General features: G+C 62.7%; 24 protein-coding genes. 8 read left to right on the top strand and 16 right to left on the bottom strand.

The genetic code is table 11. The annotated features are described in order from the left end of the window. Positions 1 to 8 precede the first annotated feature (8 nt). From DJFAAGMI_RS19950 to surE, 10 genes are all read right to left on the bottom strand, one after another. On the bottom strand, positions 9 to 1001 hold the full coding sequence (locus DJFAAGMI_RS19950; protein WP_211458623.1) for a helix-turn-helix domain-containing protein: 993 nt from the start codon (positions 999 to 1001) through the stop codon (positions 9 to 11). Next, on the bottom strand, positions 994 to 1845 hold the full coding sequence (gene pilW, locus DJFAAGMI_RS19945) for a type IV pilus biogenesis/stability protein PilW (RefSeq protein ID WP_419095619.1): 852 nt from the start codon (positions 1843 to 1845) through the stop codon (positions 994 to 996). Before pilW ends, DJFAAGMI_RS19950 begins: the two co-directional genes overlap by 8 nt. Before the next feature lie 25 nt (positions 1846 to 1870). Beyond that, positions 1871 to 2992 (bottom strand): dual-specificity RNA methyltransferase RlmN, encoded by a 1122-nt coding sequence (rlmN, locus tag DJFAAGMI_RS19940; RefSeq protein WP_211458621.1) that lies wholly within the window; start codon positions 2990 to 2992, stop codon positions 1871 to 1873. Between the two features lie 130 nt (positions 2993 to 3122). Further along, the gene (gene ndk, locus DJFAAGMI_RS19935) at positions 3123 to 3548 is read right to left on the bottom strand and encodes a nucleoside-diphosphate kinase (RefSeq protein ID WP_003053316.1); all 426 of its coding nucleotides are present in this window, start codon (positions 3546 to 3548) and stop codon (positions 3123 to 3125) included. A gap of 122 nt (positions 3549 to 3670) precedes the next feature. Further along, positions 3671 to 5260: a pseudouridine synthase gene (locus tag DJFAAGMI_RS19930; RefSeq protein WP_211458619.1), complete on the bottom strand. Its 1590-nt coding sequence runs from the start codon at positions 5258 to 5260 to the stop codon at positions 3671 to 3673. Next, positions 5257 to 6411: an SMC-Scp complex subunit ScpB gene (gene scpB, locus DJFAAGMI_RS19925; RefSeq protein ID WP_211458617.1), complete on the bottom strand. Its 1155-nt coding sequence runs from the start codon at positions 6409 to 6411 to the stop codon at positions 5257 to 5259. Before scpB ends, DJFAAGMI_RS19930 begins: the two co-directional genes overlap by 4 nt. 99 nt (positions 6412 to 6510) lie before the next feature. Beyond that, complete coding sequence (locus tag DJFAAGMI_RS19920) at positions 6511 to 7569, bottom strand: RluA family pseudouridine synthase (protein ID WP_211458615.1); 1059 nt, start codon at positions 7567 to 7569, stop codon at positions 6511 to 6513. Positions 7570 to 7571: 2 nt separating this feature from the next. Continuing rightward, positions 7572 to 8441 carry a peptidoglycan DD-metalloendopeptidase family protein gene (locus DJFAAGMI_RS19915; protein ID WP_043005451.1) on the bottom strand — a complete coding sequence of 290 codons (870 nt, stop codon included), beginning with the start codon at positions 8439 to 8441 and terminating at the stop codon, positions 7572 to 7574. 13 nt (positions 8442 to 8454) lie between these two features. After that, positions 8455 to 9240, bottom strand: a complete 786-nt coding sequence (locus tag DJFAAGMI_RS19910) for a protein-L-isoaspartate(D-aspartate) O-methyltransferase (RefSeq protein ID WP_034376608.1) — start codon at positions 9238 to 9240, stop codon at positions 8455 to 8457. Beyond that, on the bottom strand, positions 9237 to 10022 hold the full coding sequence (gene surE, locus DJFAAGMI_RS19905; protein ID WP_167008387.1) for a 5'/3'-nucleotidase SurE: 786 nt from the start codon (positions 10020 to 10022) through the stop codon (positions 9237 to 9239). The genes DJFAAGMI_RS19910 and surE overlap by 4 nt, the downstream gene beginning before the upstream one ends. Before the next feature lie 123 nt (positions 10023 to 10145). Here surE and DJFAAGMI_RS19900 point away from each other — a divergent pair, with 123 nt between their 5' ends. The 3 genes from DJFAAGMI_RS19900 (at position 10146) to DJFAAGMI_RS19890 (ending at position 14510) form a co-directional block, all read left to right on the top strand. Further along, positions 10146 to 11123 (top strand): NADPH:quinone oxidoreductase family protein, encoded by a 978-nt coding sequence (locus tag DJFAAGMI_RS19900; protein WP_043005454.1) that lies wholly within the window; start codon positions 10146 to 10148, stop codon positions 11121 to 11123. An 86-nt stretch (positions 11124 to 11209) separates the two neighbouring features. Next, positions 11210 to 12817 carry an alkaline phosphatase D family protein gene (locus DJFAAGMI_RS19895; RefSeq protein ID WP_211458613.1) on the top strand — a complete coding sequence of 536 codons (1608 nt, stop codon included), beginning with the start codon at positions 11210 to 11212 and terminating at the stop codon, positions 12815 to 12817. A 22-nt stretch (positions 12818 to 12839) separates the two neighbouring features. After that, positions 12840 to 14510: a phospholipase D family protein gene (locus DJFAAGMI_RS19890; RefSeq protein ID WP_211458610.1), complete on the top strand. Its 1671-nt coding sequence runs from the start codon at positions 12840 to 12842 to the stop codon at positions 14508 to 14510. Position 14511: 1 nt separating this feature from the next. On the opposite strand, the gene DJFAAGMI_RS19885 is transcribed toward DJFAAGMI_RS19890, so the two are convergent. After that, entirely contained in the window at positions 14512 to 15891 is a 1380-nt protein-coding gene (locus DJFAAGMI_RS19885) for an NAD(P)/FAD-dependent oxidoreductase (RefSeq protein ID WP_211458608.1), read from the bottom strand. A gap of 386 nt (positions 15892 to 16277) precedes the next feature. Between DJFAAGMI_RS19885 and DJFAAGMI_RS19880 the strand changes: the two genes are divergently transcribed. The 3 genes from DJFAAGMI_RS19880 (at position 16278) to DJFAAGMI_RS19870 (ending at position 17817) form a co-directional block, all read left to right on the top strand. Then, complete coding sequence (locus DJFAAGMI_RS19880; RefSeq protein WP_211458606.1) at positions 16278 to 16541, top strand: ParD-like family protein; 264 nt, start codon at positions 16278 to 16280, stop codon at positions 16539 to 16541. Further along, positions 16538 to 17344, top strand: a complete 807-nt coding sequence (map, locus tag DJFAAGMI_RS19875) for a type I methionyl aminopeptidase (RefSeq protein ID WP_211458605.1) — start codon at positions 16538 to 16540, stop codon at positions 17342 to 17344. Before DJFAAGMI_RS19880 ends, map begins: the two co-directional genes overlap by 4 nt. Positions 17345 to 17484: 140 nt before the next feature. Further along, positions 17485 to 17817, top strand: a complete 333-nt coding sequence (locus tag DJFAAGMI_RS19870; protein WP_003063858.1) for an SMR family transporter — start codon at positions 17485 to 17487, stop codon at positions 17815 to 17817. Here the strand turns inward: DJFAAGMI_RS19870 and DJFAAGMI_RS19865 are convergent. The 5 genes from DJFAAGMI_RS19865 to DJFAAGMI_RS19845 form a co-directional block, all read right to left on the bottom strand. Beyond that, positions 17811 to 18503 (bottom strand): alpha/beta hydrolase, encoded by a 693-nt coding sequence (locus tag DJFAAGMI_RS19865; protein WP_211458604.1) that lies wholly within the window; start codon positions 18501 to 18503, stop codon positions 17811 to 17813. The two genes, DJFAAGMI_RS19870 and DJFAAGMI_RS19865, sit on opposite strands and share 7 nt — an antisense overlap. A gap of 195 nt (positions 18504 to 18698) precedes the next feature. Next, the gene (gene arfB, locus DJFAAGMI_RS19860; RefSeq protein WP_087081805.1) at positions 18699 to 19109 is read right to left on the bottom strand and encodes an alternative ribosome rescue aminoacyl-tRNA hydrolase ArfB; all 411 of its coding nucleotides are present in this window, start codon (positions 19107 to 19109) and stop codon (positions 18699 to 18701) included. Further along, on the bottom strand, positions 19106 to 20044 hold the full coding sequence (locus DJFAAGMI_RS19855; RefSeq protein WP_211458603.1) for an alpha/beta fold hydrolase: 939 nt from the start codon (positions 20042 to 20044) through the stop codon (positions 19106 to 19108). Before DJFAAGMI_RS19855 ends, arfB begins: the two co-directional genes overlap by 4 nt. Then, complete coding sequence (gene aroQ, locus DJFAAGMI_RS19850; RefSeq protein ID WP_211458602.1) at positions 20038 to 20481, bottom strand: type II 3-dehydroquinate dehydratase; 444 nt, start codon at positions 20479 to 20481, stop codon at positions 20038 to 20040. Before aroQ ends, DJFAAGMI_RS19855 begins: the two co-directional genes overlap by 7 nt. A 133-nt stretch (positions 20482 to 20614) precedes the next feature. Next, positions 20615 to 20947 carry a hypothetical protein gene (locus DJFAAGMI_RS19845; protein WP_043005464.1) on the bottom strand — a complete coding sequence of 111 codons (333 nt, stop codon included), beginning with the start codon at positions 20945 to 20947 and terminating at the stop codon, positions 20615 to 20617. A gap of 226 nt (positions 20948 to 21173) precedes the next feature. On the opposite strand from DJFAAGMI_RS19845, the gene DJFAAGMI_RS19840 reads away from it, so the two are divergent. Together DJFAAGMI_RS19840 and DJFAAGMI_RS19835 are read left to right on the top strand one after the other, a co-directional pair. Further along, positions 21174 to 22991, top strand: a complete 1818-nt coding sequence (locus DJFAAGMI_RS19840; protein WP_211458601.1) for a glutamine--tRNA ligase/YqeY domain fusion protein — start codon at positions 21174 to 21176, stop codon at positions 22989 to 22991. A 310-nt stretch (positions 22992 to 23301) separates the two neighbouring features. Continuing rightward, the gene (locus tag DJFAAGMI_RS19835; protein WP_211458600.1) at positions 23302 to 24723 is read left to right on the top strand and encodes a YdgA family protein; all 1422 of its coding nucleotides are present in this window, start codon (positions 23302 to 23304) and stop codon (positions 24721 to 24723) included. The last annotated feature ends 303 nt before the right edge of the window (positions 24724 to 25026 follow it).

The raw sequence follows: 25026 nt of genomic DNA, 5'->3' as shown, positions 1-25026 counted from the left end.
TCGAACGGTTACTTCACCTCGAAGCGAGCCACATTGTCGCGTGTGCTCGAGATATCGAAGGGTTCGCCACGTACCGTCACCTGCGTGCCCTTGGCATTGCCCACAATCACCGACAGGGGCAACTGGCCTTCGGCAGTCGCAGATTCATCCTTGGACAGGGTCTTTTCCAGCACCACCTTGCCGGCCGCGTCCTTGACCTTGACCCAGGACTGGCCGGTATTCACCTTCAGCACCAGCAGGCCGCCAGCGCCGGTTGCGGGCGCGGCTGCCTCGGCGACCGGTGTGGCTGTCTGGGCCGTGGCGGCCGAGGCTGCAGGAGCGCCCCCGGCAGCCGCGCCCGTCACGCCGGCAGCCGCAGCAGCCGTCCCGGGCTCGGTCGACGCAGCCGCTGTCGCGGCCGATCCGCCCTGAGCAGTCTCCTCGGCCTGGGCCGCGGGCTCGGTCACTGGAGCGCCCATCACGGTCGCCTCGCCAGACTCCGCCTGCGCGGGCATCTGGGCCTGGGCGTCTGTCGTATCGGCGCCGTCAATCACCTGATGAAAGGGAACAAAGTACACGGCAGCCGCTGCCGCCAGCAGAATCAGCACGCCTGCCGCGATCTTGCGCGAGCTGCTGTTGCCGGAGTCCAGCGATGTCCCGGTAACCTTGAAGCTGCTGCGCACCTTCACGGCTTCGTTGATGCCGGGACCCGTGTTGGCCAGGCTTTTGATCTCGGTGCGCGGCAGCAGGGCCAGCACCGGGTCGGCATCGATATGCAATGTCCGGCACATGCCCATGGCCAGGGCACGCATGAACACATGATCGGGAAAGGCCGCGTAGTCATCAGCCTCCAGCGCCTCCAGCTTGCGCTGCGGCACCTTCAATGTTGCCGCCATCACGGGCAGCTGCATGCGGGCCGCTTCTCGCGCCTGACGCAACAAGGCCCCCGCCGTGGTCTGTGCCGGAGTTGGCGCCTGCTCTTCGCTTTGCATAGTTTCCTCTTCCACCGCAGCCTCACTCATTGAAAGCTCCGCGCTCATAGGCCAGCCACTGACGCGATTGAGGAAAACGCTCGCGCAGCTGATCGGCCTGTTGACGCACTCCAATGTCGTCGTGCAATGCCCTGTCTATTTTGATTCCCAGCCAGAGGCTTTCTGCACTGGCCTGATTGCTATTGTTATTCAAGCGCCGGATGTAGAACTGCGCTTTTTTCAGATCACCCTTGAGCCAGAGCACATTTGCCAGGTTGTAGCCCGTAGCGGCGTTGCCCACATCCATCTCGTAGGCGCGGAACATGTTCTGGTAGGCCTGCTCAAGCTGGCCTGCCTGCTGGTAGCACATGCCCTTGGCCAGCAGGGTCTTGGGCTGCTCGCGATAGCCCGGCGCCTGCAAGGCCCTGTCAAACCATTGCTGGGCTACATCGAAATGCTTTTGCTGACATTGCATCCAGCCGTAATTGTGAATCTGGTTGCCGTCGCGCGGATTGAGATCCACGGCCTTGCGCATGGCGACCTCGGCCTGTGTCCAGTCCTGGTTCTGCATGAGGATCAGGCCCAGCAGACCGTATGCATCGGCGTAATCGGGTTTGGCGGCCAAGGCCTGGCCGACCTCATCCATGGCCACGTCCAGGCGCCCGGCCTGGAAGTAGTTGGCCGCCAGCTCCAGGCGGATCTGCGCACGACGATTGGCATCGGCGACCTGGGTTGCGCCCGTGCTGACCACGGAAGCCTGGGGAACGGACGTAGAGGAAGTGGTGGTGGTCGTCGTCGAGGTACAGCCCACAAGTGCCGCGACCGCAACCGGTACCCCCCACCGGGCCAACAAGCCCCAATGTCGCCAAACCGGTCGCTGTGCCACTGCCCTCATTGATTGTCCTTTATTCAAAGCTCCGTCAAGACACCTGCTTGAGCGGGATGGTGCGCTGCCTGGCCATACGCTCGGCAGCGCGGGTTCTATCCTTGACGTCACCGGCCAGCTGACCGCAGGCCGCGTCGATATCGTCGCCGCGGGTCTTGCGCACCGTGGTCACGATGCCGGCATTGCTGAGCATGGCGGCAAATTCGGTCACGCGCGCCGCAGACGAGCGCAGCAGCCCCGAGGCCGGGAAGGGATTGAACGGAATCAGATTGAACTTGCACCAGCTCTTGCCGTCGCCGCGCGCGCGCACCAACTCTATCAGCTGACGCGCATGCTCCGGCTGATCGTTAACGCCGTCGAGCATGCAATATTCAAAGGTGATGAAGTCGCGCGGAGCAAACTCCAGATAGCGCTCGCAGGCATCCAGCAGCTCGGCAATCGGGTATTTCTTGTTCAGCGGCACCAGGTTGTCGCGCAGCGGATCGTTGGGCGCATGCAGGGAAACAGCCAGCGCCACGGCGCAGTCCTGCGACAGTCGGTCCATCATGGGCACCACGCCGGAGGTGGACACCGTCACGCGGCGGCGCGACAGGCCGTAGCCATGGTCGTCCAGCATCACGCGCAGGGCGGGCACCAGCGCACTGTAGTTCTGCAGCGGCTCGCCCATGCCCATCATCACCACGTTGGAGATGATGCGATCTTCGGTACCGAAACGCTTGCGCAGCGAATGCTCGGCATACCAGAGCTGAGCGAGGATTTCGCCAGTATCGAGGTTGCGGCTGAAGCCCTGATGCCCCGTCGAGCAAAAGCGGCAGCCCACGGCGCAACCGGCCTGGGACGAGACACACAGCGTGCCACGGTCGTCCTCAGGAATGAAAACGGATTCGACGGCATTGCCGTCACCCACATCGAACAGCCACTTCACGGTGCCATCGGCAGAGACATGCTCGGTCACCACAGGCAAAGCGGTAATGTGGGCCCGGCTCTTGAGCTTTTCGCGCAGGGACTTGGCCAGATCGGTCATCTGGTCGAAATCGGATGCGCCACGCTGGTGAATCCAGCGGAACAGCTGCGTCGCACGGAAACGCTTCTCCCCGAGCTGCTCGCAATAAGCGGTCAGTCCTTCGAGGTCAAAATCAAGCAAATTAGTAGTCATATCGGCATGTGGCGAGGCGTCTTGCGAACGGTGTTTGCCACGCCGTGGCCAGCATCTTCAAGTGCTGACACCGGCTTCGCCCAGGCGAAGCGCTGGCGTCAGCGAGAGCATGCTGTAAAGCTAGCGTGGATTAACGCGAGTACACGTTCATGCCGGGGAAGAAGAAGGCAACTTCCACAGCAGCGGTTTCAGCAGCGTCGGAGCCGTGCACGGCGTTGGCGTCGATGCTGTCGGCGAAGTCGGCGCGGATGGTGCCCTTCTCGGCCTTCTTGGGGTCGGTGGCGCCCATCAGTTCACGGTTCTTCAGGATGGCGTTCTCGCCTTCCAAAGCTTGAATCATCACGGGGCCAGAGACCATGAAGTCCACCAGATCCTTGAAGAAAGGACGGGCAGCGTGCACAGCGTAGAACTGCTCGGCTTCGCCGCGCGACAGGTGCACCAGCTTGGCAGCCACGATCTTCAGGCCAGCAGCTTCGAAGCGGGCGTAGATTTGGCCGATCACGTTCTTGGCAACTGCGTCGGGCTTGATGATGGAGAGGGTACGTTCGATAGCCATGATGATTATTTCCTAATCAGGGTTACTATGGGTTTTTGCCGAAAAAGCAAAACAGTTGATTTTAGCGGTGCCGCCATAGACCTTGAAGTCCAGGCAGCACTCAAATCCTTACGGACGCCTTTTTAGCGGCCGCCGCGGCGACCACCACCACCGCCGCCACCAGGGCGACGCTTGGCGTTCTGACGGGCACGCGACAGGCTGTCGCTGCCGATATAGCCCACCGAGGTACGCATGGGGTCGGGCTGACCGCCCCCCTGCGAGCGGCCCGAGCCACCGGAGCGGCCGCCGGACTTGTTGCGCGGGTTGTCACCCAGCATGCCGCTGGGTGCCGGACGATTGCCGTCCCACTCGCCACGGCGCTGACCACCGCCTTCACGACGACCCTGGGGTGCGCGATCGGCATTCATGCCATTGCCGCGACCGCCACTGCGACTGTTGCGGCCGCCACGGTTGTTGGCACCACGGGCGCCACTGTTGTTGCGCTCGACGGGAGCACGCTCCTTGACGCCGGCTGCCGACATCAGCGCCTGAATATCGGCCTGATCGAGCTCCACCCAGGCGCCGCGCTTGAGACCGCGCGGCAGCATCATGGCGCCATAGCGAATGCGGATCAGACGGCTGACGGCATGACCCACGGCCTCGAACATGCGACGCACTTCGCGGTTGCGGCCTTCGGAGATGGTCACGCGGTACCAGCAGTTGGCACCTTCGCCACCGCCATCTTCCACGGCACCAAAGCTGGCTTCGCCGTCTTCAAGCTGCACGCCGTCCAGCAGACGCTGCTTTTCTTCCTTGCTCAGCGCGCCCAGCACGCGGGCCGCGTATTCACGCTCCAGGCCGAAGCGGGGGTGCATCAGCGAGTTCGCCAGCTCGCCCGAGCTAGTGAACAGCAGCAAACCTTCGGTGTTCAGGTCCAGGCGGCCCACCGACTGCCACTTGCCATGCTGCAGCTTGGGCAGCTTGCGGAACACCGTTGGGCGGTTCTGCGGATCGTCATGCGTCACCACTTCACCCACGGGCTTGTGATAGGCAATCACGCGTGCGGGCGGCGGGTCGATACGGAAGCGAATGGGCTGGCCATTGACCTTGACGATATCGCCGAACTGAATGCGCTGGCCGACGTGGGCAGGCTCGTTGTTGACCGAGATACGCCCTTCCAGGATCAGTTGCTCCATCTCCAGGCGCGAACCCATGCCGGCCTGGGCCAGCACCTTGTGCAGCTTGGGAGAATCAACCTGGGGCGCAAGCACGCGCTTGGCGGGCATGGCGCTGCCGTTCTCTTCCTCGTCGTCGAAGTCGCCCGAGATCACATCGGCAAAGTCGATGTTCTGACCCTTGCGCCCCTTGGCCCCATGAGGAGCTGCAACGCTCTGCACAGCCACTTCGGCAACAACGGCATCCGCTGCGTCATGGCCCTGATCTTGGTCCAGGGACTGGACCTCCTGCTCGGCCACGGGCTGAACCAGCTCCTCGACGGCCACGGCTTCTTCGGCACGTGGCTTGGTCACACGCTTGCGCGCTGGCTTGGTCTCGGCAGCAGCGTCCTTTTTGACGCCGGCACGCTTGCGCGGTGCAGCTGGCTTCTTGGCCTCGGCGGCATCCTTGGCACCATCGGCCTTGGCTGCGCGGGGCTTGCGAGTCTTCTTGACCGGCTCGGCTTCGGGCGAAGCGGCTGCGGACTCGGGCATCGGGTTCGATGTCTCGTTGTTCATTCCAGTTTTCCTTCGGGGATGACGCCATCGTCACCCTCCACAATTCGTTGTTCTGCCGGCCCGACGGCATCGTCGGCCCGCGCTTTCGTCTTTGCGTCCTCGGCCTCGTCATCGTCGCTGCCGTAGTCATCCTCGAGAAACGCCTTCAGGCCCACCCACTCGGTACGTCCGGCTTTCCTGGCCGCCGGTTTGGGCTCCGGCTCTGCCGCTTTGGCTGTCCTGGCGGGCCTGGCCGCCTTGGGCTTGCTCAAGGACGGCGGCTCCTCGGTCGGCCCTGGTTCCAAATCCGGCAACTCAGTCGCTATCTCTTCAGTAGCAGCTTGCGCAATGCCATCCTTCGTTTGCTCCGGATATGAGTCCAACTCCGGTGTATCAGCCTCGGGCTGTAGCTCCGACATAAGCGCTGCAGGCGCTTGCGCCACGAGGTCGACATCGGCATCCGGCAGCTCCTGCGCGCCATCTTCCTCATCCGGGGCTCGCAGGATCTCACTCTCCGCCGCATCGGACTCTGTCACGGCGCCTGCCGACTCTGCAGCCTCCACGCCCTCCTGAAGCTTGGCCTCCTCCGCACCGGCCTCCGGCACGGCGGCTGGTTCGCCCTCATCCCCATCCAGTGCCTTGAACAGACTTTGCTGGGCCTGAGTTTCCTCCAGCATGGGCAGTTGATCCAGCGACTGCAGACCCAGATCATCGAGAAACTGGCGCGTGGTGGCAAACAGAGCTGGTCGCCCCACGGTTTCGCGGTGACCGATGACCTCGATCCAGCCTCGGTCTTCCAGCTGCTTGATGATCAGGCTGTTCACGGTCACGCCGCGAATATCCTCAATATCACCCCGCGTGACCGGCTGACGGTAGGCAATGATGGCCAGCGTCTCCAGCGTCGCCCGCGTGTACTTGGGCGGCTTCTCGGGATGAAGCTTGTCCAGGTAGACGCGCATTTCGGGCCGGCTCTGAAAGCGCCAGCCAGAAGCCACCTGCACCAGTTCCACGCCCTTGAGGGCCCAGTCCTTTTGCAGGTCCAGCAGCAAATCCTTAACCGTGTCCGAGCCCAGCACATCATCAAAGAGTGAGCGCAATTCCCGCAGCGTCACAGGCTGTGGGGCACAAATCAATGCTGTTTCAAGAACCCGCTTGGCATCTACCGTATTCATGGGCGCAGCGTTTCGGGAGCGGCTGTCGCACCGACTGCGGTGGGACGCCTGATTCTAAGAAGAGAGGGAAGCGCCCCAAAGATGCCATGCGAGTGATGGTCAGAGGCTTTCCGGCAGATTGTAACGCAGACCCCATAAATCCAGTGCACCGGCCATGTCTTGTGGCAGCGGCGCATAGTGGACCAGCGGCTTTTTCGTCACTGGGTGCTCGAAGGCCAGTCTGAAGGCATGCAGTGCCTGACGCTCCAGCCCTCCCTCGGGCTGACCGCCATACAGCGTATCGGCTATCAGCGGATGACCGAGCGAAGCCATGTGCACCCGGATCTGGTGCGTGCGGCCAGTGTGCAGCGTGCAGCGCACCAGACTGTGCGCCGCATCGCCATCGAGCAGATCGAAGTCGGTACGTGCCTGCTTGCCGGGATGCAGATTCAGATCCACCACCGCCATGCGCAGGCGGTTGCGCGGGTCACGGCCGATCGGCGCATCGACTTCGCGGCGCTTGCGGCTGCCCCATTGCTTGTGGGCAAGCGCCAGATACTGGCGGCTCACCTCACGTGCAGCAATCATCTTGATGAGCGCATCCATGGTGCTGCGATTGCGCGCCACCACCATCAAGCCGCTGGTGTCCTTGTCCAGCCGGTGAACAATGCCTGCACGCGGCACTTGGCGTGCTTTTTCGTCACGCGCCAGCAGGCCGTTGAGCAGTGTGCCGGTCCAGTTGCCGGGCGCCGGATGCACCACCAGACCCGCAGGCTTGTTGATGACCAGCAGATCCTCGTCCTCATAGACCACCTGCAGATCCATGGCCTCTGGCTGAAAGGCCATGCTCTGCTGGGTGGGCCGCATTTCCACGCGCAGACGCTCACCCACGGCTACCTTGACCGAGGGCTTGAGCAGAACCTTGCCGTTGAGCGTGACCGCACCGTCGGCCAGCAACTGCTGCAGATAGCTGCGCGAGAACTCGGACACCCCCAGCGCCAGCACCTTGTCCACACGCTGACCATGATGCTCGGCGGCGACCGTGAGTTCGCGATTCTCGACCTCGGCCGAGGCAATGCCATCTTCGGCTGCCTCGTCCCAGCTCTGCTCGACCGCGTCAGAAGGCACAAGCCCCTGCGGGGCAGGGGCTTGTGCGGCTTGCTTGCGTTGCGAGGCCATGCTCAACGCGAGGGCAGATAACGCGAAGGATCGACAGGCTTGCCCTGGCGACGCACCTCGAAGTGCAGCTTGACGCGATCGGCATCGGTGCTGCCCATCTCGGCGATCTTCTGCCCCTTCTTCACGGCCTGATCTTCCTTGACCAGCAGCGACTGGTTGTGGGCGTAGGCGGTCAGATAGGTGTTGTTGTGCTTGAGGATGATGAGGTTGCCATAGCCACGCAGGCCGGCACCGGCATACACCACACGACCATCGGCCGCAGCCAGCACGGGATCTCCGGCCTTGCCGCTGATGTCGTAGCCCTTGTTGCGCTGCTCGTCAAAGCCGGCAATCAGCGAGCCGCTGGCGGGCCAGATGAAGTTCACATCATCGGCTCCCTTGGCAACAGGCGCAGGGCTGGTTGCAGGTGTGGCCGGTGTCGCAGGCACGGGCGTTGCGGTTGCCGCCGGGGGAGTCACGGGCGTGGTCGTCGCTGCGGTGCTGCCACCACCCACAACCACGGGCGCGACACCGCGGCCCGAGCCGGACGATGCGGCGGGCGTGTCACGTCCGGGCGGCACCACGCGCACCACCTGACCGACTTCAATCACGTTGGGATTGTCCAGATTGCTCCAGCGAGCAATGTCCTTCCAGCTCTGGCCGTGCTCCAGACCAATCCTGATCAGAGTGTCGCCAGGCTTGATGGTGTAGTAACCGGGTTTGCCGGCATTTTCAGCGCCGGGCAGCGACTTGACGTCCACAGTTGAAGACGAGGAGGCCGACTGTCCGCGATCCTCCACAGGAGCCCTGTTTGCCTGGGCAGCACAACCGGCCAGGATGACACCTGCCAGCACGGCCGTTCCCCATGCACCAAGACTTCGCGATACCAACATAAGCTATTCCCTTCTAGGCGATCCCCGATTTTAGAGGGACAAAGTTGACTGCTTCCAAAACTGTCTGAGTAAAACCGTGTGAACTCTTGTCAATCACCAACAGTGCCTGCTTACCGGCGCCAACCACTACCGGAGCCACCAGACGTCCGCCCACAGCCAGCTGGTCGCACCACTCCTGCGGCACCACGTCACCGCCGGCAGCGGAGATGATGCCCGCATAGGGCGCGCCACTGGCAAAACCCACCATGCCGTCTCCGAGGATCAGATGCACATTGGACAGGCGCATGGGACGCAGATGGCTGCGTGCCTTCTCGTGCAGGCCACGCAGCCGCTCTATCGAATAAACCTCTTTGGTGAGCATGGACAGCACCGCGGCCTGATAGCCACAACCGGTGCCGATTTCCAGCACGCGCCCTTGCCCGTTGCGGGCCGCATCGGAGTCGAGCAGCAGCTCGATCATGCGGGCCACGATGCTGGGCTTGGAGATGGTCTGACCCAGGCCGATAGGCAGACTGGTGTCTTCATAGGCCTGGTTGACCAGAGCACTGTCGACAAAGCGGTGGCGCTCCACCGTGGCCATGGCCTGCAGCACGGCGGGATTGCTGACGCCGGCCGCACCGATGCGCTGGGCCATGCGGGAGCGCACCGTGGAGGAATCCAGCCCCACCCCCACGGGCGAAGCGGCCACACGCAAGGGATTGATGGGTTTGGGGGCAACGGGCGGCCGCGCCGCACTGGTGCCTGTCTGCACGGAACGTGCAATCCAGCCCGGCACCTGAGGCGGACGACGCTCGCTCACGATGCCGCCGTTGGTGGTGTGGACGAACCCGCCAGCTTGCTGGCTGTCTGCGCCCAGTAGCCCAGGTTTTCATGATCGGTGAGATCGACCTTGAGCGGCGTCATGGACACATGGCCATGGGCCGTGGCATGAAAATCCGTGCCTTCGGAATCATCCTTGGCAGCGCCGGCGCTGCCGATCCAGTACATGGTCTCGCCGCGCGGACTTTGCTGTTGAATGGCCTGCTCGGCCGCATGGCGGCGCCCCAGGCGGCACAGCTTGACGCTTTTGAGTGCATCCAGCGGCATATTGGGAATGTTCACATTGAGCAGCCACGGCAAGACACCAATCAGTTGCTGGGACTGCATCTCCTGGACCATCTGACGCGCCGTGGCGGCCGCTGCTTCGAGCTCGGCCCAGCCTTTGTCCACCTGCGAGAAGGCAATCGACGGAATGCCGAACAGATAGCCTTCCATGGCCGCCCCCACGGTGCCCGAGTAAATCGTGTCGTCGCCCATGTTGGCGCCGTTGTTGATGCCCGAGACCACCAGATCGGGCCGGTAGCCCAGCAAGCCGGTCAGCGCGATATGCACGCAGTCTGCAGGCGTGCCGTTCACGTAGCGAAAGCCGTTATAGGCCTGGTGCACATACAGCGGCGCGTTCAGCGTCAACGCATTGGACTTGGCGCTGTTGTTGTGCTCGGGCGCCACCACTTCGACGTCTGCCACGGTGCGCAGCGCATCGTGCAAAGCCACGATGCCTGGGGCCTGGAAGCCGTCGTCATTGCAAATAAGAATCTTCATGGATGAGGCGGATTGTAGGCGGCTCCAAGGTCACGACAGAGACACGCGGCATTCGCACCACACTTCTATCATCTGCGAGCCGATTCCCCCCAATCTCACCTCAAGAAGATCAGGAGACAAGATATGCACGCATGGCTTTGCACCACCCCCACCGGCGTCGAGACCCTGAAATGGACCGAGCAGCCCACACCACAGCCAGGCCCGGGCCAGGTGCTGCTGGAAGTCAAGGCAGCCAGCCTGAACTTTCCCGATCTGCTGATCGTGCAGAACAAATACCAAATCAAGCCGGCCCTGCCCTTTGTGCCGGGCTCGGAATATGCCGGCGTGGTGCAGGCCGTGGGCGAAGGCGTCAAACATCTCAAGGTGGGCCAGCATGTGGCCTGTCTTTCGGGCACGGGCGGGTTCGCCACGCATACGCTGGCACCAGCCGCCATGTGCATGCCGCTTCCGGTCGACTTCCCCTTTGTCGATGCCGCCGCCTTCATCATGACCTATGCCACCTCCCACCATGCGCTGATCGACCGCGGTCAGCTCAAGGCCGGCGAGACCGTGCTCGTGCTGGGCGCCGCGGGCGGCGTTGGCACGGCAGCCATACAGATCGCCAAGGCGGCCGGCGCACGGGTGATTGCAGCGGCCTCCACCGACGAGAAATGTGCGCTGTGCAAGGCGCAAGGTGCGGACGTCACCATCAACTACAGCCAGGGTGATCTGCGGGAAGCCATCAAGGCCGCGACCGACGGCAAGGGTCCCGACGTGATCTACGATCCCGTGGGCGGCGAGTTTGCCGAGCCGGCCTTCCGCTCCATTGCCTGGCGCGGCCGCTATCTGATCATCGGCTTTGCCTCCGGCCCCATCCCCTCGCTGCCGCTGAACCTGCCTCTGCTCAAGGGCGCTTCCCTGGTCGGCGTGTTCTGGGGTGACTTCGCCAAGCGCGAGCCTCAGAACAATGCAGCCATGATGCAGGAGCTGTCTCAATGGTGGGCCCAGGGCAGGATCAAGCCCGTGATCGACCGCACCATGCCCATGAGCGAGCTCTTCGCCGCCTATGAGCGCATGGGCTCGCGCCAGGTACAGGGAAAGCTGGTGCTGGTCAACGCGTAAAGCTGCGGTAAACCGCGGCGATGCCTGTGGAGTCGGGGAGATACTTCCAGCCACTGGCTACAAAAACCCCACACCACAGCATCGCCATGTTTTCTCGTCTATACACGCCCGTGCCGGAGCGCCGGCGCTTTCTGATTGCCTCCAGCCTTGCCACGGCCGTGGGCGCCCTGCCTGCCTGGGCCCGTGCCACGGAATCGCTGGCCCACAACCCGTTCACCCTGGGGGTGGCCAGCGGCGACCCGGAGCCCGACAACATCCTGATCTGGACCCGGCTGACAGCACCTCTGGACTATCTGGGCACAGCGGCCGCTCCAGACCTGGCAGCACAGACCGTGCATTGGGAAGTGGCCCATGATGCCCAGTTCCGCCAGACCGTGGCCCATGGGCAGACCCAGGCCAGGGCCGAATGCGGCCATGCCGTCCATGTGCAGGTCAACGGCCTGAGCCCTGACCGCTGGTATTTCTACCGCTTCCGCTGTGGCAACGCCTTCAGCACCACCGCACGCTGCCGCACCGCCCCGGCGGCCGGAGCCGATGTGCGCAAGCTGCGCCTGGCCGTGGCCTCCTGCCAACGCTGGGAGCATGGCTTCTACAGCGCCTGGGCCGATGCCGCGCAGGCCTCGCCCGATCTGGTGCTGTTTCTCGGCGACTACATCTATGAATATGCGCAACCGGCCAAGCCCGATGGACTGGCGCGTGCGCAGCCGCTGCGTACTGCCCAGACCTTGCAGGACTACCGCGACCGCTATGCACTGCACAAGAGCGACCCCCATCTGCAGGCCGCCCATGCCGCGTGCAACTGGTCCGTCATCTGGGACGATCATGAGGTTGAAAACGACTATGTCGCCCAGTACGGACGCGGTGACAGCGCTCACTTTTTAGCAAGGCGCATGGCAGCCTGGCAGGCTTTTTATGAAAACATGCCGCTGCGTGACAGCGCATTGCAGCGCAACTTTCAAGGCCTGGCGCTGTACCGCAGCCTGCAGTGGGGCAAGCTGGCCAGACTGCATCTGCTGGACGGCCGCCAGTACCGCGATCTGCAGGCCTGCCGCCCCGAGGGCAAGGCCAGCACTGGCACCGTGGACCCAGCCGAATGCCCTGCCCTGCAAGATCCGGCACGCAGCTTCCTGGGCTGGGATCAGGAGCGCTGGCTGGCCCGGCGGCTGCAGGACGATGCTCGCCAGAGGGCCGAGGCCACCCGCTGGAGCACCGTGGTGCAGACCACCTTGTTCGCGGCCCGCAAGCATCCCAATGGCCGGCAATCGACCGACAGCTGGGACGGCTACCCTCAGGCCCGCCAACGCCTGGTGCGCCAGATTGCCGAGAGCCAGCCGCGCAACAGCGTGCTGCTCGGTGGAGACATTCACCAGAACTATGTCTGCGCCATTGCAACCCAGGCCGATCAGGCTCCGGACAAGGCCAATCCGGTGATCGCCAGCGAATTCTGCGGCACCTCCATCAGCTCGCACAGCGGCACGACGCAGGCCAGGGTAGATGCCATCGTGGCCCACAACCCCCAGGTGGTTTTCGCACGCTGCGAGGAGCGCGGCTACAGCCTCATGGAGATCACGCCGCAGTCCATGAGCACCGAGCTGCGCGCCGTGAGCAACCCGCTCCAGGCCGACAGCAGCCTCTATACGCTGGCACGCTTTGTGGTGGAAGATCGCCGCCCCGGCCCTGTGAAGATCGCCTGATGCGCTGCGGCATACTCGGGTCATGCAAAACACACAGGCCTCGAGACCCGAAATTCCCCTGTGGCGCGGCACGGCGGCAACCCTGTTGATTGCGGGATTGCTCGCAGGCTGCGGCCTGCCGCCCATGCCGGATCGCACTGCCACACAGGCGCTGAGTGCCGAACAGGCCCTGCAAACCCGGCTCGGCCAGGCTCTCGAGCCGCTGCAGCAGGCGCATCCGGGGCAAAGCGGCATTCACATGCTGGCCGATGCCCATGACGCCTATGCTGCCCGCGCCCTGCTGGCCCGAGCCGCGCAGCGCACCCTCGATGTGCAGTACTACATCTGGCGCAACGACACCACGGGCCATTTGCTGCTCGACGAGCTGCTGCTTGCGGCAGACCGCGGCGTGCGTGTGCGCCTGCTGCTGGACGATGGCGGCACCGGCGGCATGGACGCCATGCTGGCAGCCCTGGACCAGCATCCGCTGATCGAGGTGAGGCTGTTCAACCCTTTCGCTTTGCGTACACCCAAGGTGATCGGCTATGTGACGGACTTCGCGCGCACCCAGCGGCGCATGCACAACAAGAGCTACACGGCCGACTCCGCCGCCACCATCGTGGGCGGACGCAATATCGGTGACGAGTACTTTGCTGCCTCCGATGGCGTGCTGTTCGCCGACCTCGATGTGGTGGCCACGGGCTCGGTGGTCAGTGAGGTGGCAGCGGAATTCGACCGTTACTGGAACAGCCCCTCCGCCTACCCGGTAGCCAGCCTGCTGCCCGCCATGCCGCAGCAGGCCGTGGACAAAGTCTATGCAGGCCTGCACGCCGATGTGAACCGCCCGGAGTCCCAATCCTATGTGCAGGCCGTGGGCCGCAGCCGCTTCAGCACCGACTTGCTGGCGGGTCGACTGCCGCTGCAATGGGCCGAGACCTCCCTGGTCAGCGACGACCCGGCCAAGGTCCTGCGCGAAGCAGCGCCCGAGGACTTGCTGCTGTCCCAGCTCCAGCCGGTGATTGGCAAGCCGCAGCAGTTGCTGGAAGTGGTGTCGCCCTATTTCGTGCCCACCCAGGCTGGGGTCGACGCCTTTGGACTCCTGCGCCAGCAAGGGGTGCGGGTGCGCATTCTGACCAACAGCCTGGAGGCGACCGATGTGGCCGTGGTGCACGCAGGCTACGAGAAATATCGCAAGCCGCTGCTGAAGATGGGCGTGGAACTCTACGAGATGCGCCGCCAGATCGATCTGCGCAGCCAGCCCGCAGCTACCGGGCCGGACAAGACGCCAAAGAGCGAGCCTGCCGAAAAGACTCCCAAGCGCGAAGCACCGTCACCTGCCGCGCTGAGCGGCAGCTCTGCCACCACGGGCAGCTCCGGCGCCAGCCTGCATGCCAAAACCTTCGCCGTCGACGGCAAGCAGCTCTTTGTCGGCTCCTTCAACTTCGATCCGCGCTCGGCCGTGCTCAATACCGAAATGGGCGTGGTCATCCAAGACCCGGCTCTGAGCCAGCAGGTCAGCACCAGCCTGGATCAGCATCTGCCGCGCATGGCCTACAAGGTGCAGCTGGACGCGCAGGGCAGGCTGAGCTGGACGGGCCAGAATCCGCAGCCGCCCCATGAAACCCAGGTTTTCAGTGCGGACCCCGGCACCAGCTGGTGGCAACGCTTCATGGTGCGGGTGCTGAGCTGGCTGCCCATCGAAGGGCTTTTGTAGCTCAGTCCAGACGGATGGAGGGGCGCAGCCGCGCATTCATCAGGTCGATCAGCCACAGCAGGCCACCGCGCCAGAAGCCGTAGAGCCGCGCCTGGTGCGAGCGGTACAGCATGATGTGGCTGAGCATGGCCATGCGGCCACGGATCACGCCGCCATTGAACAGGCCGAACTTTCCCAGCGAGCCATAGGCGTCGTAATGCGCGAGGGACACCAGGGCGCCAAAGTCGCGGTAGGCAAAGCCTACGGGTTTGGCACCGGGACGCTCCAGCACATGAGGCAGGGTCTCGATCAGATAGCGGGCCTGCTGGTGGGCCACCTGGGCTGTGGGAGGCAGGGCCTCCTGCTTGCCCGGCAAGGTATAGCTGGCACAGTCGCCCAGGGCATAGATATCGGGGTCGCTGGTCTGCATCTCGTCATTGACCAGCAGCTGATTGCTGCGCGTGGTCTGCAAACCCAGTTGCATCAGGAATTCCGGCGCCTTGACCCCGGCTGCCCAGACACGCAGGCTGGCGGGAATCAACTCGCCATTGGCCAGCTCGAAACCCTGCTCGGTCGCACGGCTGACGCGGCCACCGACGATCACGGAAACGCCCAGGGCCTGCAGCCGCACTCGCGTGGCTTCGGAGATTTCTTCAGGAAAGCTGGGCAGCAAGCGCGAGCCTGCCTCTATCAGCACGATGCGGAACTTGGCCGCCTCACCCAATGCGCCGTAGGCCGTGGCACTTTCTGCAAGCTGGACAAGCTCTGCCGCCAGCTCAACCCCCGTGGCACCGCCGCCCACGATGGCAACCTGCAACTGCTCCCCGCTGGTCATGCAGCGCACCATGCGCAGCCGGATTTCCTGGTTGAAGGCATCGGCCTTGCGCCGCGAGTCGATCATGAAGCAATGCTCATGCACGCCGGGCGTGCCGAAGTCGTTGGCGCCGCTGCCCACCGCAATCACCAGCTTGTCATAGGCAAGACGCCGACCCGCTACCAGTTCGCGGCCATCGGGGGCATAGATGGGGGCCAGCAGAATCTCGCGTGCCTCACGGTCCAGGCCGCACATCTCGCCGGGCTGGTAGGCAAAGTCGGCATCGGTGGCCTGGGCAAGATAAGTGGTCTGCTGCTGGGCCAGATCACGGGTGCCGGCGGCAATCGTGTGCAGCATGGGCTTCCAGACATGTGCGGAGTCGCTGTCCACCAGCGTCACCGTGTCGATGCTTTCGCTCTTGAGCTTGCCCAGGGCCGTGGCCACTTCCAGCCCCGCCACGCCACCGCCCACGACCACGATGCGGGCCCCATTTCCATCGCGTGGAGGCTGTGGCTTTCGAGCTTGCTGCTCCCGGGATTCGATGACGGGCTGCTCGCCCTGTTCTGCTTGATTGACTGCGTTTTCCATGAACGACCCTGACTCTGCGTCTGTTGTGACCGGACGCCAGAACATCCCAAGATATCTGGCACGCATTGATTGTTCTTCAATTTTTATAGCAGGAAACTCAATATGGACAAGGCAAATACTAATGATATATATCTTTTATAAGACTTGAGCTGTACGAATGCAAGGTCTGCCTTGAAAGCTTTCAATTTTCTGAATAGCTCTGGCTGCAAGCAATGCCAATCAAGCGTGGAGCGCTATCAACTTCTTGAGCGCCATGTCGTACGACGTGGCCTTAAAGCTCCATTCGACGAACAGCGCTTGTCAAGCAACGGCAAAACCGCTGCTCCAACCATGCAATTTGCGTTTGTCAATATACGAAACGTATACAGACCTTATGATGCTCGACCATGGGAATCGTCAAAATTTCAGACCAGTTGCACGACCAGATTCGTGTCTCCAGCGCGGCCCTCGGCCGCTCCATCAATGCCCAGGCCGAGCACTGGCTGCGTGTAGGCCAGTTGGCCGAGCATCACCCCCAGCTCAATTACGAAGGCATCTGCGCCCTGCTGCTGCAACAAGCCGAGCGCGAGCTGCAGCCTGTCAGTGCGCATGAAGCCGACGCCGTCGTGCGCCGCCCTCGTCCAGTGCGCCTGGTGGGAGGCATGCAATGAAGCGCGGCAAGCAGAAAGTCGTGCCCATTCATGACGCGACCGACATCTACCTCTCGCGCAAGGCAGGCGGCCTGGCGGCCAAGGTGCTGGCCATGCTCACGCCTCATGTGCAGCCCGGCGTAAGCACCGAGGAGCTGGACAAGATCTGTCACGACTACATCGTCAACGAGCTGAAATGCACGCCCACCAATGTGGGCTATTACGGCTTCCCCAAGACCGTGTGCACCTCCGTCAACCACGTGGTCTGCCATGGCATCCCCGATGCCAAGCAGGTCCTCAAGGACGGAGACATCGTCAATGTCGACGTCGCAGTGACCACGCCCGAAGGCTGGATCGGCGACACCAGCCGCATGTACTACGTGGGCCAGCCCAGCAATCTGGCCAGGCGCCTGGTCAACACCACCTATGAAGCCCTGGTGGCCGGCATCCGCGCGGTCAAACCCGGAGCCACGCTGGGCGATGTGGGCCATGCCATCCAGACCGTGGCCCAGCGTGAGCGCTTCTCCATCGTGCGCGAGTACTGCGGTCACGGCATCGGCAAGGTCTATCACGACGAACCTCAGGTGCTGCACTACGGCACGCCCGGCCAGGGACTGGTGCTGCAGCCCGGCATGATCTTCACCATCGAACCCATGCTCAACGCCGGCAAGGCCGCCACACGCGAACTGTCTGACGGCTGGACCGTGATCACCAACGACAAATCGCTGTCCGCCCAGTGGGAGCATATGGTGCTAGTGACGGAGACCGGGTTTGAGGTGCTGACCCCCTGGCCCGAGGGCACAGGCGACTACCCCGCCATCTGATCAAGTGCGGCAAACCGGGCGTATTGCCTTCGGCGAGGTGCGCACAGCTGCCGGATTTTGGCAATAACGGCCAGAAGCGGTTCGGGGTCTTGGAACCAGCCTGGAAACAGCCCGGCCCCAGCCGCACTAAAGTGCCCGGCATGACAAATTACCTGTATCTGGGCCTGGCCATCATCTGCGAGGTGATTGCTACCTCCTTCCTCGCCAGGTCGGAAGGCTTCTCCAGGCTCGGCCCCACTGCTGTTGCCCTGGTGGGCTATGCGATTTCGTTCTATCTGCTGTCGCTGACGCTGCGCACCGTTCCCACAGGCGTGGCTTATGCGATCTGGTCCGGCGTGGGCATCGTGCTGGTCTCAGCCGTTGCCTATTTCTGGCAGGGCCAGAAGCTCGATGCCCCCGCCCTGGCCGGCATGGCCATGATTGTGGGCGGCGTGCTGGTGATCAATCTGTTTTCAAAGACCGCCGGTCACTGATCGCCCTCGCCGCCGACGTCCTCCACTGACTGCGTCAGATCCTGCAGCCACTGCATGCTGGCGCGCAGTTCCTCGGGCCGGATCTCATGGGCGCCTGGATACTCGTGATAGCTCAGCTGCAAGGGCAAGGAGGCCAGGCGATCACGCACGGCATGGGCGCTGGTCAGCGGAATCACATTGTCATAAGTGCCGTGGCTGACCCAGGCCGACTTGCCCTCGAATGCGGCAGCGGGCGCGTGCAGCGACGCGATCTCGGGCAATAGACGGCTGTGCCAGACCAGTGCGGCACGCAAGGTCTGGGGCTGGGTCAGCAACTGGCTCAGACTCATGATGCCGCCCTGGCTGAAACCTCCCAGCACCACCCGCTCGGGCGGGATGTCCAGTTGCTGCGCGGCCTGCTCCACCGTCTGCTGCAGCAAGATACGCGCCTGCTGCTCCTGCGGCACATTGATATGGCGCGTGCCATCGGCATCCACAGTGAACTGAAACCAGGCATAAGCGCCCATGCCCATGGCAAAGGGCGCACGCAGACTGAGCACATGAAATTGCGGCGGCACATAGGGCACCAGGCCGAACAGATCCTGCTCATTGCTGCCCACGCCATGCATGAGCACCAGCAGCCAGGCAGGCCGGCCGGCGTCAAGCTGCGCGGGCCGCTCCAGATAAGTCAAAGGCAATGTGCTCATGGACAACTCCCGAAGGCAGCACGGAATTTGATGGGAAACAGGCTGTAGCGCTTTTGCATTCTGCGACTGCAGCTATCAAAACAATATAGCGCAGACCCGCAGCCGACTGACCGATCCGCACTCGGCCCGACAGAGTACGCGCATGCCTTTTGATACAGTTGACTGACCTGAGCGTGGCTTTGCCGCTACACAAGCTCAGTCATGCACCCGCCCGCGCAATGCCTTGATGCCGGCGCGCAGGCTTTTACCCTGCAAGCGCCTTTGCTGCGAGCCCCAGGTCGGCTTGGTGGGCTTGCGCGGGCGCGGCGGCCTGGCAACCATGGCCACCAGCGCATTGAGGCGCTGCAGCCCATCCCACAGGTTGTGCTCCTGGGTGCGGTATTTTTGCGCCTTGATGACCACCACCCCATCGGTGGTGATGCGCGAATCGCCCAAAGCCAGCAAGCGCTGCTGCACATCGGGCGGCAGACGCGAGGCCCGGACATCAAAGCGCAGATGTACGGCGCTGGCCACCTTGTTCACATTCTGGCCGCCCGGGCCTTGAGCGCGCACGGCGCTCCATTGCACATCGGCCTCGGTCAGCTCGAAGACGGCGGCATTGCTCACGACAGAGCCTCCTGCAGCGCGGCGCAGAAGGTGGCCGGATCCTCGTGCTGCACCCAATGGCCGACATTCCGCATCACATGCCAGTCCAGCGCCCCCCCGCACTGGCGCTGCATCAGCAGTTGCAGCTCGGCCAGGCAGCCCGCATACAGAGGGTCATGCTCACCATAGATCGCCGCCACCGGCACTTTGATACGGGTCAGAGCCCGGGCCAGCACATCGGTGCGCGACAGCCGTCTGCGCGGCAGCCGGTCACGAGCCACATTGAGCGCATGCAGCGCCAGCGTTTCCTCATCGATCAGCGCCGCGTCATGCAGCATGAGGGCCGCGATATTGTGGCGATGGGCCTGCATCTGTGCCTCCTGCCCCTGCAGGTGGCGCCAGCCCAGCAGGCGCACGCTGCGGCCTTCGGTCATTCCCATGCCGGGAGCGCCTACCACCACCAGCCTGCGGGCCAGCTCCGGATGCTCGGCGGCCAGCAGACCGGCGGTCATGCCGCCAAAGGAAAAGCCGACCAGATCGCAGACCGGCCCCATATCGGCATTGCCCAGCAGTTGCCGGATGCCACAGGCCAGAGGCTCCAGCATGGTGTCCACATCCATGCCGCCGGGCACGCCATCGGATTCGCCAAAACCCGGCAGATCGGCCAGCCACAGGCTGTAGCCCGCCTCGGTCAGCGGCTCAATCACGCGCAACCAATGCGTCCAGCTGCCACTGCCGCCATGCAGCAGCACCAGCGGCAAGCCGCGCTGCGCCACCCCGGCCGGGGGCTGCCAGCCATGCCAGACCATCAAGCCGCTGTCGGCAGCATCTCCAAGCCGGGTCTGCACGCGCTGCGCCGTGGCCTGCAGCCGGGCAATCGTTGGCGGTACGTCGACACCCAGCTCCTGCGAGACCTGCTCCAGGGAACAGGCTGCTTCAACCGCCGATATCACCACTGCGCCACCGCATCGATGGCCAGGCCGTAACCGGCCACGCCAAAACCGCACATCACGGCACGCGCCGTGGCCGACAGATAGGAATGATGGCGAAAGCTTTCGCGTGCATGGACATTGCTGATGTGCAGTTCCACCAGTGGCACGGCCGTGCCCTTGACGGCATCGAGAATCGCCACACTGGTATGGGTATAGGCTGCGGCGTTCATGATCAGGGCCTGCAACTCTCCCTTGGCGTGCATCCGGCCTGCCTCGTGAATCCAGTCCACCAGCTCGCCCTCATGGTTGCTCTGGCGGAACTCAAGCTTCAGGCCATGGCGCAGGCAAGTTTCCTCGCAGAGCTTCTGGACATCGGCCAACGTGGCCGAGCCATAGATGGCGGGTTCGCGCATGCCCAGCAGATTGAGATTCGGGCCATTGAGGACATAGACGGTTTTCACGGAAGCACTCTCCTGATTTTTGAGGACTGCCCCGGATTATGCGAGCGCGGCACCCGGCCTGCAGGCATAAAAAACGGCTGCCTGGGCAGCCGTCTGTGGTGCAGAGTCTTTCAAGGCTCTGCCATCGATGCCATCAACGATAGTGATGATGGTGATGACCACGCCAGCGCGGGCCGCCACCGTAGTAGATCGGGCCGGGCACGACCATCACGGGTGCGGGACGATACACGGGCGGCGGCGGCGCATAGTAGACCGGTGCCGGAGGCGCATAGTAGACGGGGCGTGGCGGCATATAGACCGGAGCCGGTGCCACATAGGGCGTGGCGTAAACGGGAGCGCCGACACCCACAGCCACGCCGGGCACGCCGATGCCGACCGACAGGCTGACGCCGCCATGCGCCTGGGCGCCTGCAGCAGCCATCAGGCCTGCCACAACGATAGAGCCAGCGGCAAGCAGCTTGGCCATGCGGGGGGAAGTTGTTCTGGACATCACAATCTCTCCTCTGTTTATGAGTCACCGAGGGCAAGCCTGCAGATCTGTGCAGCGCCTTCGGCCCTTGGGGATATAACGTTTCAGAGTCCCGTCAGGATGGCACGGTTCCTCAAAAACATTGTGTCCAAATGCACACGAGGCAAAGCTGCAGTGTCCGCAGATCGACATGAGGTCATGGCAGCCGGCCTAAAATGGTGCAATGAGCTCTGCTGACGCCTCCAAATCCAACAACTCCGCCCCTGAAGCGGTCAAGCCCACCAACTTCCTGCGCCAGATTATCGAATCGGATCTGGACAAAGGCACTTATGCCACCCGTCACTGGGGTGGCGCGCCCGGCGATGCCCAGCATCACCAGAGCGGCCAGGTCGACGAAGCCAAGATCCGCACCCGCTTTCCGCCAGAGCCCAACGGCTATCTGCACGTGGGTCATGCCAAGTCCATTTGCCTGAACTTCGGTCTGGCACGCGACTTCGGCGGCGTCTGCCATCTGCGCTTCGACGACACCAATCCGGAAAAGGAAGATCAGGAATATGTGGACGGCATCATCGATGCCGTGCGCTGGCTGGGCTTTGACTGGAAGGATGCCGACGGGCACGAGAACCTCTATTTCGCCAGCAATTACTTCGACTTCATGTACCGCTGCGCGGTCTACCTGATCGAGCAGGGTCTGGCCTATGTGGACGAGCAATCGGCCGACGAAATGAAGGCCAACCGCGGCGACTTCACCCGTCCCGGCGTGAACAGCCCCTTCCGCGACCGCTCCGTGGCCGAAAACCTGCAGCGCTTTGCCGACATGAAGGACGGCAAGCTTGCCGATGGCGCCGCTGTGCTGCGCGCCAAGATCGATATGACCGCGCCCAATATCAATCTGCGCGACCCGGCCATCTATCGTGTGCGCCATGCCGAGCACCACAACACCGGCAACCAGTGGTGCATCTACCCGATGTATACCTTTGCGCACCCCATCGAGGATGCCTACGAGCACATCACCCACTCCATCTGCACACTGGAGTTCGAGGATCAGCGCCCCTTCTATGACTGGCTGCTGAACCATCTGCGCGAAGGCGGTCTGATCGACGCTCCCCAGCCCCGCCAGTACGAGTTCTCGCGCCTGAACCTGACCTATGTGATCACCAGCAAGCGCAAGCTCAAGCATCTGGTGGACAACCAATTCGTCACCGGCTGGGACGACCCGCGCATGCCCACCGTGGTCGGCCTGCGCCGCCGCGGCTACACGCCTGAGTCCATTCGCAACTTCTGCGAACGCATCGGCGTGACCAAGGACTACGCCTGGATCGACTACGGCACGCTGGACGGCTGCCTGCGCGAAGACTTGGAAAACAAGGCCCACCGCGCCATGGTCGTGCTGGACCCGGTCAAGCTAGAACTCAGCAACTGGGCCGAGGTGTTTGGCAGCGCCGAACATCTGGAGAACTGCCACCTGCCCGCCCTGCCCCACGCTGCAGAAGGTGAAACCGTGCCGGAGCGCCGTTTCACCCTTGGCCGTGAAGTGTGGATCGAGCGCGAAGACTTTGCCGAAGTGCCGCCCAAGGGCTACAAGCGCCTGTTCCCCGGCAACAAGGTCCGTCTCAAGGGCGGCTATGTGATCGAATGCACGGGCGCCGAAAAGGATGCCGACGGCAATGTGACCAAGGTGCTGGCCACCTTGGTGCCCGACACCAAGAGCGGCACACCGGGCGCCGACAGCGTCAAGGTCAAGGCCGCCATCACCTGGGTGGGCGTGGCCGACGGCCTGCAGGCCGAAGTGCGCATGTACGACCGTCTGTTCACCGACCCGCAACCCGATGCCGGCGGCAAGGATTTCCTGAGCCTGCTGAACCCCGACAGCCTGAAGGTGGTCACCGCTTATGTGGAGCCTTCGCTCAAGGCCGCCCAGGCTGATGACAAGTTCCAGTTCGAGCGTTTTGGCTATTTTGTGGCCGACCGCAAGGATCACCGCAGCGACAAGCCCGTGTTCAACAAGATCACCGGACTCAAGGACAGCTGGGGCAAGTAAACGCTCCAGCCAGTTTCAGCAAGGCTGCCAGGATTCACTGGCGGCCTTTTTTTATGGCGCAAACCGCTGCGGCATTTATACCGAGAACAGCCATTCGGTTCTCCGATCGGGAAATGGATGGCGCCCCCAAATAATTGTTACATATTGAAATAAATACCATCGGTATTGATTTTCAATACTCGATGAACATTTTCCTAAAATGTTCTGAAATTCAGAGCATTTGATTATTTTCTTTCTAAAATCCTGCTCACCGCAACATTACCAATCCGCAATTCATTCGCGGATTTTTTATTTTCATCAAAGGTCAAGAATGAACAGAAAAGCAGGAGCAGGCATTGCAGCGGCCGTCGCCGTGATCGTGGCAGGAACACTGGGCACCAGCTATTACATGGGCGGCAAGCTGCAGCAAAGCTTTACCGAAGGCCTGGACAAATGGAGCGAGCATGGCGTGAAGATTCAGGTCACCAGCTATGACCGCGGCGCTTTTTCTTCCACTGCCAAAACGGTATGGACCCTGGACAGCGGCGACGAGCCAGTCCAATTCACCGCCGAGCACAAGATCAGCCACGGCCCGCTGCCCCTGGGCCATGCCGCCGAGATTCACACCAGCTTCAATCTGCCAGAGAATGCGGACCCGGAGCTGAAGACCGCGCTCAATGGACGCTCTCCGCTGGAAGTCGACACCAAGGTCGGCTGGGGCCGCAGCAGCTCCAACGTCATGACATCGCCAGCCGTGAGCAGCAAGATCAAGGACAGCGAAATGAGCTGGGGCGGCATGAAGATCGTCTGGGACATGCCCGCCGACATGAAGGCCGCCAAGGGCACGGGCAGCTTCGCCGGCCTGCAGTTCAAGGACGAGGAAGGCAGCGTGACGCTGGACAAGGCCGATATGCGCTTCGACATGAAGCAGCCCCCGGGCCAGCAGTTCTGGACCGGCCCGTTTGCCATGACGATTGCCAAGATTGCCGCCACCAAGCAGGAAGAGGAAGGCAAGAGCTCTGCCAGCCACTTTGAGGGCATCACCATGGATTCGGACACCATCCTCAAAGGCGAGGTTGTGGAAATGACGCTCAAGACCGGCATCAAGACCGCCAAGCTCGAAGACAAGCAGGCTGATGACCTGGTGCTGGACATGGCGTTCAACAATGTCGATGCCAACTGGATCAACCAGGTCGTGGAAATGAGCAAACGCAAGAACCCGCTGCTCGGTGCCGCAGGCGAGGCCGGGGACGATGAAGGCGCTGACGAGCAGCAAAGCGGCGATCTGCGCGAGAAAATGCTCAAGTCGCTGACACAGGCGCTGGCACGCCAGCCGGCGATCGAACTCAAACGCCTGTCCATGCGCACCCCCGATGGCGTAAGCGAGTTCGCGGCTGCCATTCAATATCTGGGCGATGGCGAGAAGATGGGCACGCTGCTGCAGGACCTGAAGGTCAGCCTCAAGGCCGATATGCCCAAGCCCTTCATGGAAAACATGATGCTCTCGCGCAGGCGCTCCAGCCTGCTGGCCGTGTTTGAAAGCGAGAGCGAGTACAAGCCCGAAGATATCGAGGAAGCCGCCAAAGCCCAGACTCAAGCCAGCCTGGACATGCTCAAGGAGCAAGGCATCTTCGAAGACAAGGACGGCAAGATGCGCACCGAGATCGTCTATGCCAAGGGTGAATTCCAGGTCAACGGCAAGCCGCTGGACGCCATGGGCACGAGCACACTCATGGGCACCATGACCGAATGATGTGACCGGCGTACTGCGTCACGGATCGCTCCAGGGCCTGCCTCGCGCAGGCCTTTTTCATGGAAAAAAATCGCCCCGAGCGTGGAGATACAGGCGAGAAACCGCCCTCTGCATGCTTTGCCCAAAATTTTTGTTATTTCAGCCTTTAAGCCTTACCCACACTACGAAAGAAGCTATCAAAATCTACATTTTCTCCTGGAGCATGGCCTGCAGTCACTCGCTTTATTTGCTTACAACACTCTGTCAACAACGGCTCAAAACTGGCGTTAAAACAGCATCCGCCAAAGCACCGTGATTTTCACG

The organism is Comamonas brasiliensis, assembly GCF_018292285.1.
Classification (GTDB): domain Bacteria; phylum Pseudomonadota; class Gammaproteobacteria; order Burkholderiales; family Burkholderiaceae_C; genus Comamonas; species Comamonas brasiliensis.
This window is presented reverse-complemented; position numbering and strand designations above follow the sequence as displayed.

Coding starts and splice junctions, on each gene's coding strand:
- DJFAAGMI_RS19930 (WP_211458619.1), bottom strand. CDS start 5,260: ATGAACAACGAGACATCGAACCCGATGCCCGAGTCCGCAGCCGCTTCG.
- DJFAAGMI_RS19950 (WP_211458623.1), bottom strand. CDS start 1,001: ATGAGTGAGGCTGCGGTGGAAGAGGAAACTATGCAAAGCGAAGAGCAG.
- DJFAAGMI_RS19870 (WP_003063858.1), top strand. CDS start 17,485: ATGACAAATTACCTGTATCTGGGCCTGGCCATCATCTGCGAGGTGATT.
- DJFAAGMI_RS19890 (WP_211458610.1), top strand. CDS start 12,840: ATGCAAAACACACAGGCCTCGAGACCCGAAATTCCCCTGTGGCGCGGC.
- DJFAAGMI_RS19880 (WP_211458606.1), top strand. CDS start 16,278: ATGGGAATCGTCAAAATTTCAGACCAGTTGCACGACCAGATTCGTGTC.
- map (WP_211458605.1), top strand. CDS start 16,538: ATGAAGCGCGGCAAGCAGAAAGTCGTGCCCATTCATGACGCGACCGAC.
- DJFAAGMI_RS19835 (WP_211458600.1), top strand. CDS start 23,302: ATGAACAGAAAAGCAGGAGCAGGCATTGCAGCGGCCGTCGCCGTGATC.
- scpB (WP_211458617.1), bottom strand. CDS start 6,411: ATGAATACGGTAGATGCCAAGCGGGTTCTTGAAACAGCATTGATTTGT.
- ndk (WP_003053316.1), bottom strand. CDS start 3,548: ATGGCTATCGAACGTACCCTCTCCATCATCAAGCCCGACGCAGTTGCC.
- surE (WP_167008387.1), bottom strand. CDS start 10,022: ATGAAGATTCTTATTTGCAATGACGACGGCTTCCAGGCCCCAGGCATC.
- DJFAAGMI_RS19840 (WP_211458601.1), top strand. CDS start 21,174: ATGAGCTCTGCTGACGCCTCCAAATCCAACAACTCCGCCCCTGAAGCG.
- rlmN (WP_211458621.1), bottom strand. CDS start 2,992: ATGACTACTAATTTGCTTGATTTTGACCTCGAAGGACTGACCGCTTAT.
- DJFAAGMI_RS19900 (WP_043005454.1), top strand. CDS start 10,146: ATGCACGCATGGCTTTGCACCACCCCCACCGGCGTCGAGACCCTGAAA.
- DJFAAGMI_RS19895 (WP_211458613.1), top strand. CDS start 11,210: ATGTTTTCTCGTCTATACACGCCCGTGCCGGAGCGCCGGCGCTTTCTG.
- DJFAAGMI_RS19845 (WP_043005464.1), bottom strand. CDS start 20,947: ATGGCCAAGCTGCTTGCCGCTGGCTCTATCGTTGTGGCAGGCCTGATG.
- DJFAAGMI_RS19885 (WP_211458608.1), bottom strand. CDS start 15,891: ATGGAAAACGCAGTCAATCAAGCAGAACAGGGCGAGCAGCCCGTCATC.
- pilW (WP_419095619.1), bottom strand. CDS start 1,845: ATGAGGGCAGTGGCACAGCGACCGGTTTGGCGACATTGGGGCTTGTTG.
- DJFAAGMI_RS19915 (WP_043005451.1), bottom strand. CDS start 8,441: ATGTTGGTATCGCGAAGTCTTGGTGCATGGGGAACGGCCGTGCTGGCA.
- DJFAAGMI_RS19865 (WP_211458604.1), bottom strand. CDS start 18,503: ATGAGCACATTGCCTTTGACTTATCTGGAGCGGCCCGCGCAGCTTGAC.
- DJFAAGMI_RS19920 (WP_211458615.1), bottom strand. CDS start 7,569: ATGGCCTCGCAACGCAAGCAAGCCGCACAAGCCCCTGCCCCGCAGGGG.